Origin of the sequence: Microcoleus sp. B7-D4 (genome assembly GCF_036705125.1) — a bacterium.
GTDB lineage: Bacteria > Cyanobacteriota > Cyanobacteriia > Cyanobacteriales > Microcoleaceae > Microcoleus.
Genome location: NZ_JAUBTT010000197.1, coordinates 1 through 5845 on the forward strand (window position 1 = coordinate 1; position 5845 = coordinate 5845).

The window sequence follows — 5845 nt, forward strand, 5'->3', positions numbered from 1 at the left end:
TAAGCGTGTTTTTGAACATACTCCGAGTCGTTGAATAGCGATTCTTGGTGGTACATATGTGGACATATCTGGGTTTGGTTAGGTGAATTATTCCAGTCTACACCAATTGTCTGATTTATAAGGAAAATGTCTAAGAAAAGCCCGTCCTAGGGATTACTCCCCTTTTAGAAATGCTGGCGACACTTCAGCAGACCAGCAAGACAAAACTCCGAGTTTTGGATCTCGGCTGTGGCAATGGCAGCCTCAGTCACGTTATCGCAGAGCACGGCTGCGAAGTTGTCGGCGTTGACACTTCTGCACCCGGAATTGCCATCTCCCGTCAAAGTTTCCCAGAGTGTCAGTTTATCCAAGCAGATATTTACGACCTTCCAGATACCGATATTCTGAACTCATTTGATGTTGTCTTAGCTATTGAAGTAATCGAACACTTGCTTTATCCTAAAGAACTAGCAAGAACTGCAAAAAAATGCCTCATTCCTGGAGGAACATTAATTATTTCCACCCCCTATCACGGCTATTTAAAAAATCTGGCTTTAGCTGTTTCTGGCAAACTAGATCAACATTTTACCGTTCTTTGGGATAACGGTCACATTAAATTTTTTTCAGTAGAGACGCTGACCAAGTTATTAAGATCCGAAGGATACACAGAGATAAAATTTCAATTTGCTGGCCGGTGTCCCTATCTTTGGAAATCAATGTTATGCTCTAGTAAGTTTTCAGGATAACCTGAAAACATATGAGTTGTGAGTTGTCAATCAATTCAGTTTCTTGACTAGACCGCCCGACCTCATAAAAAGTAAAAAATAAGTTTCACTAAAAAAAAGTAAAATGACTGTTGGCGTTTGGATATTAGGCGATCAACTATGGCAGAACCAAGCTGCCCTCAACCGCACAGATGATAAACCCTCCCTACCGATAATTTTAATTGAATCTTGGCAGCACGTTCAACACCGGCGCTACCACCAACAAAAATTAGTATTAATTTGGTCGGCCATGCGGCACTTGGCTGAAGAATTGCGCGTCGGTGGATGGCAAGTTACTTACAAAAAATCGGAGGACTTTGAAGCACCTCTCAAAGCTTGGATACAAGCTCAGAATATCACCGAAGTGCGGGTGATGGCTCCGAACGATCGACCTTTTTTACAGCTCGTTCAAAACTGGCAACTGCCCTGTAAAATAACCCTAATTCCCAACAATCAATTCCTCTGGACACAAACAGAATTCAAAGATTGGGCGTCAAGCCGCAAACGTTTGTTAATGGAAGACTTCTATCGAGCCAGCCGCCAGCGTTTCCAAATTTTAATGGATGGCAATAAACCTGTCGGAGGAAAGTGGAATTTTGACAAAGAAAATCGTCAGCCACCAAAAGGAAAACTGGATACCCCCAAACCTCTCTGGTTTGAACCGGACGCCATAACTCAAGAAGTTATCGCACAAGTTAAATCTCTATCTTTCCCAACTTACGGAAGTATTGAACCTTTTCGCTGGGGGGTTACACGAGAGCAAGCATTGCAAGTATTAGATAATTTCATCGAACAGGGTCTCCCCACTTTTGGCCCTTATCAAGACGCGATGGTAACGGGGGAGGAAACAATGTGGCATTCCCTAATTTCTCCGTATCTCAATATTGGATTACTTCATCCTTTAGAAGTTATTCAAGCCGCCGAAACAGCCTACCTCGACAATAACTTAAATTTAAACAGCGTCGAAGGTTTTATCCGCCAAATTCTGGGCTGGCGAGAATACATTCGCGGTATGTATTTTTACGTGGATGCTGATTATTTTGAGAAGAATTGGTTCAACCACACTCAGCCACTGCCGGAGTTTTTTTGGGACGCTAGTAAAACAGATATGAACTGTTTGTGCCAAGTTTTAACTCAAGTCGAAGGCAGCGGTTACGCGCACCATATCCAGCGGTTGATAATTTTGAGCAATTTTGGTCTAATTGCGGGAATCTCGCCCCAGGAGCTAGAAAAATGGTTCCACAGTGCGTTTGTGGATGCCTATGACTGGGTAATGCAGACTAATGTGCTGGGCATGGGTTTGTTTGCTGACGGCGGTGTGTTGGCCTCGAAGCCCTATGCTGCTTCTGCCAATTACATTAATAAAATGAGCGATTATTGTCGGGGGTGCAAATTCGATCGCACAGTGCGATCGGGCGAAAATGCCTGTCCCTTCAACTTCTTCTACTGGGATTTCCTAGCGCGCCACCGGGACAAACTTCAGTCGATCGGTCGCATGAGCTTTATCTTAGCCAATCTCGACAAAATGCCGCCGCCAGAATTGGCAACCATCCGCCAAAAAGCGGCAGAGTGGCACTTAGGAAGTTGACTGTTGACTGTTGTCAGTTGACTGTTGTCAGTTGTCAGTTGTTAATCCTTTGCAGTGGCTAATAACAAATAACCAATAACATTAATCAACAGTCAACAGTCAACAGTCAACAGTCAACAATGCCCCATGCCCCATGCCCCATGCCCCATGCCCCCATGCCCCATGCCCCATGCCCTTTGCAATTCTTATTTTTTCCCTGACTTTTCCCTAAACATTCCACAGCGTTTCCCCAGGCAAGTCTGAGGTTTTCCACAGATTCGACAAAGTTTTCCACAGAAATTAACGGCACGGTAGCATCTTGCTGCGGAATTGGGGATTTCCTTAACTTGCTGCCTAATTCCTCATAAACCCCCCGACACATAAAGATATGTAACAAAAAATGCCCTAAAAAGCTGATTATTTGGTAGACTTTTTTTTTATCTAAAGGAGTTTGTAATATTTCGCAACATTGACAAACCCACCCCCTCATAGCGCACAATGATGCGACCGACCTAAAAAAAAGCGCTCTGATTTCGGCTGTGCCAGCACCTGTATCCGGCCGAAGGGGGGGTTCTGTTTTCAATTTATTAGCGAGACTAAAAAAAATGATGAACCCAACAGTCAGTATTTTTGCTGAAATTCCCGAAACGCTGCACGATTCTCTCAAAACTTACCTAGAAACCCATCCCGAATGGGATCTAGACCGAGTATTTTGCGCGGCCCTGTCGCTGTTTTTGTTGCAGAATGCCGATAGCGGTACGCCTGAAGCTTCGCGCAGTTATCGCCAAGCTGCGAGAGTTTATCTCGAAACTCTGTTTCAATCTCCTCAAGACTTGCACAGCAACAATGTAACTCCCTCGTCTTAAAGGATCGGGGGAGAGGGGGAGACGCGGTTTCTGGGAAGGATTTTAGTTGACCCAGAGGGCGCGTACTGCAGAGGTGGCAACTTCAGCTTAAAATCCCTGAGAACTATCGCTTATAGCTTAATGCCGAGCCCCATTGCATCTCCCTTAAGAAGGAAACTTTGATAGCTTCAAGTCCCCCCGGACTATCAGGGCAGGGCTGTTTCATTCTCAGGAAAACCAGCCTTTTGACTCTTGTCGTGCCAAGAATGCCGACCCGACCCCTCCACGATTTGTTAGCCCTTGGGTGGGATTGGGGCTGCCACGGGGGGATTGCCCCTACAAGAGAATGAAAAATCCCCCCGGACTATCAGGGGATGCCGGGGGGATAAGCTGCCTTAATCGTCAAACAGTAGACGGGTAGTACATAAGACGCGCTTGTTTACACGCATGGTGCGGCGCACCCTACAGACTACAAACTAATGGCTGAAGACTACATCATGCCCATGCCGCCCATGCCACCCATGCCACCCATGCCGCCCATGCCGCCCATGCCGCCCATGCCGCCCATGCCGCCCATGTCGCCCATGTCGCCGCCGGCTTTTTTCTTCTCGGGTTTTTCGACAATCACAGCTTCAGTGGTCAATACCATACCAGCAATGGAACCGGCATTTTGCAAAGCCGATCGCACCACCTTAGCCGGGTCAATAATCCCGGCGGCAATCATATCTTCGTACACGTCGGTAAGAGCGTTGTAGCCAACGTTGAACTCGCTAGCCCGCACTCGTTCGATGACGATCGAACCTTCAACACCGGCATTATCAGCGATTTGACGCAAAGGTGATTCCAAAGCTTTCTTCACCAAGTCAGCGCCTACTTGTTCTTCGGTGTCTAAAGTATTTCTGATCGCATCTATTTTTGTAATCAGGTGAATTAGCGTCGTCCCACCTCCGGCAACGATACCTTCTTCCACAGCAGCTTTCGTAGCGTTCAAAGCGTCTTCAATACGCAGTTTACGGTCTTTGAGCTCGGTTTCGGTAGCTGCGCCGACTTTAATTACAGCGATGCCGCCGGCGAGTTTGGCGATGCGTTCGGTTAGCTTTTCCTTGTCGTAGTCGGAATCCGTCGCTTCTAGCTGCTTGCGGATTTGCTCGATCCGTTTTAGCACGTCAGCTTTGTGTTCTTCGCCTGCAACAATGATCGTGTTTTCTTTGTCGATCGTAATTTTGCGGGCGGTACCGAGCATTTCTAGGGTTGCGGTATCGATGCTGAGTCCGACTTCTTCAGAAATCAGTTGACCGCCGGTGAGCACGGCGATATCTTGAAGCATAGCTTTGCGTCGATCGCCAAAACCAGGAGATTTGGTTGCTGCGATGTTCAATACGCCGCGGGCTTTGTTGACTACCAGAGTTGCCAAAGCTTCGCCTTCAATATCTTCGGCGATAATTAGCAGCGGTTGACCGGTGCGGGCGATTTTTTCGAGAACTGGAATTAGTTCTTGAATCGAGCTAATTTTTTTGTCGGTAATCAGGATGCGAGCGTTTTCGTACTCAACTTCCATGCGATCGGTGTTAGTGACGAAATACGGAGAAAGATATCCGCGATCGTACTGCATCCCTTCGACAACTTCCAATTCTGTTGTCAGAGATTTCGACTCTTCTACAGTAATTACGCCGTCTTTCGTGACTTTTTCCATTGCTTGGGCAATCATGGCGCCGACTTCTTCGTCGTTACCGGCGGAGACAGTGGCGACTTGAGCAATGGCGCTTCCTTCGACTGGTTTCGCCAATTTCTCGATTTCCAGCACCAAGTGGGCGATCGTTTTTTCAATACCCCGGCGCAGCGCGACTGGGTTTGCGCCTGCAGCGACATTCTTCAAACCTTCGCGAATGAGGGATTGAGCGATAACCGTTGCGGTTGTTGTGCCGTCGCCTGCGATATCTTTAGTTTTGGAGGCGACTTCTTGAATTAAGCGAGCGCCGGCATTTTCCAGGGGGTCTTCGAGTTCGATATCCCTAGCAACGGTGATACCGTCGTTAACTATTTGGGGAGCGCCGTATTTCTTTTCCAATAGGACATTCCGGCCTTTCGGGCCCAAGGTGATGCGGACAGCATCGGCGAGTTGATTGACGCCGCGTTCTAGTGCCCGCCGAGATTTGTCGCTAAATGCAACTATTTTGGTCATGTTTGTCTCCAATCGCTTACATTAGCAAATTTAGCACTCTCTGAGTCTGAGTGCTAAGTTGATCGATTTTTGATTGTAGCGCGCCTCAACCGTGTGGGGGATTGGGGGGACGGATGGGAGATTTGGGCGAGCTCGTTCCGGGTGGCTAAGGACAGGGCAATGCCGTGTCCCCACATATCTCGTGTCGCCACAGATATAATGTGGTTTGTTACATATCGATATAATTAGGTTTTGGTTGAGGCCAAAACCTAATTTTGATGGCGCGTCCTCCCAAAGCAGAATTTTTATTAAAAATTTCTTAACTGGTGTTTTCGGTCATCTACCTTTCGATAGAGCTTCTATTTTTTTTTTCAAACTTCTACCTTCTATAGCAACCACGCCCGACGATGATGACGTTCTTAATTGCTGAAACATGAGCTGAAGATTGCGCCTTCCTTCTTCCTTCTTCCTTCTTCCTTCTTCCTTCTTCCTTCTTCCTTCTTCCTTCTTCCTTCTTCCTTCTTCCTTC

The 5845-nt window shown here is 47.0% G+C and carries 5 protein-coding genes; 3 read left to right on the top strand and 2 right to left on the bottom strand.

Annotated elements, in window-relative coordinates:
* Positions 1 to 170: 170 nt before the first annotated feature.
* Both QUB12_RS36400 and QUB12_RS36405 read left to right on the top strand, forming a co-directional pair.
* A complete protein-coding gene (locus tag QUB12_RS36400) occupies positions 171 to 725 on the top strand; it encodes a class I SAM-dependent methyltransferase (RefSeq protein WP_333310949.1) in 555 nt (184 codons plus the stop codon).
* A gap of 103 nt (positions 726 to 828) precedes the next feature.
* Positions 829 to 2331: a cryptochrome/photolyase family protein gene (locus tag QUB12_RS36405; protein WP_333310950.1), complete on the top strand. Its 1503-nt coding sequence runs from the start codon at positions 829 to 831 to the stop codon at positions 2329 to 2331.
* A gap of 106 nt (positions 2332 to 2437) precedes the next feature.
* On the opposite strand, the gene QUB12_RS36410 is transcribed toward QUB12_RS36405, so the two are convergent.
* Entirely contained in the window at positions 2438 to 2707 is a 270-nt protein-coding gene (locus QUB12_RS36410) for a hypothetical protein (protein ID WP_333144317.1), read from the bottom strand.
* A 211-nt stretch (positions 2708 to 2918) separates the two neighbouring features.
* On the opposite strand from QUB12_RS36410, the gene QUB12_RS36415 reads away from it, so the two are divergent.
* Positions 2919 to 3176 (top strand): DUF2811 domain-containing protein, encoded by a 258-nt coding sequence (locus QUB12_RS36415; RefSeq protein WP_050813024.1) that lies wholly within the window; start codon positions 2919 to 2921, stop codon positions 3174 to 3176.
* Between the two features lie 469 nt (positions 3177 to 3645).
* Here QUB12_RS36415 and groL read toward each other — a convergent pair whose 3' ends face one another.
* The gene (gene groL / locus QUB12_RS36420) at positions 3646 to 5337 is read right to left on the bottom strand and encodes a chaperonin GroEL (RefSeq protein WP_333144318.1); all 1692 of its coding nucleotides are present in this window, start codon (positions 5335 to 5337) and stop codon (positions 3646 to 3648) included.
* Positions 5338 to 5845: the final 508 nt, after the last annotated feature.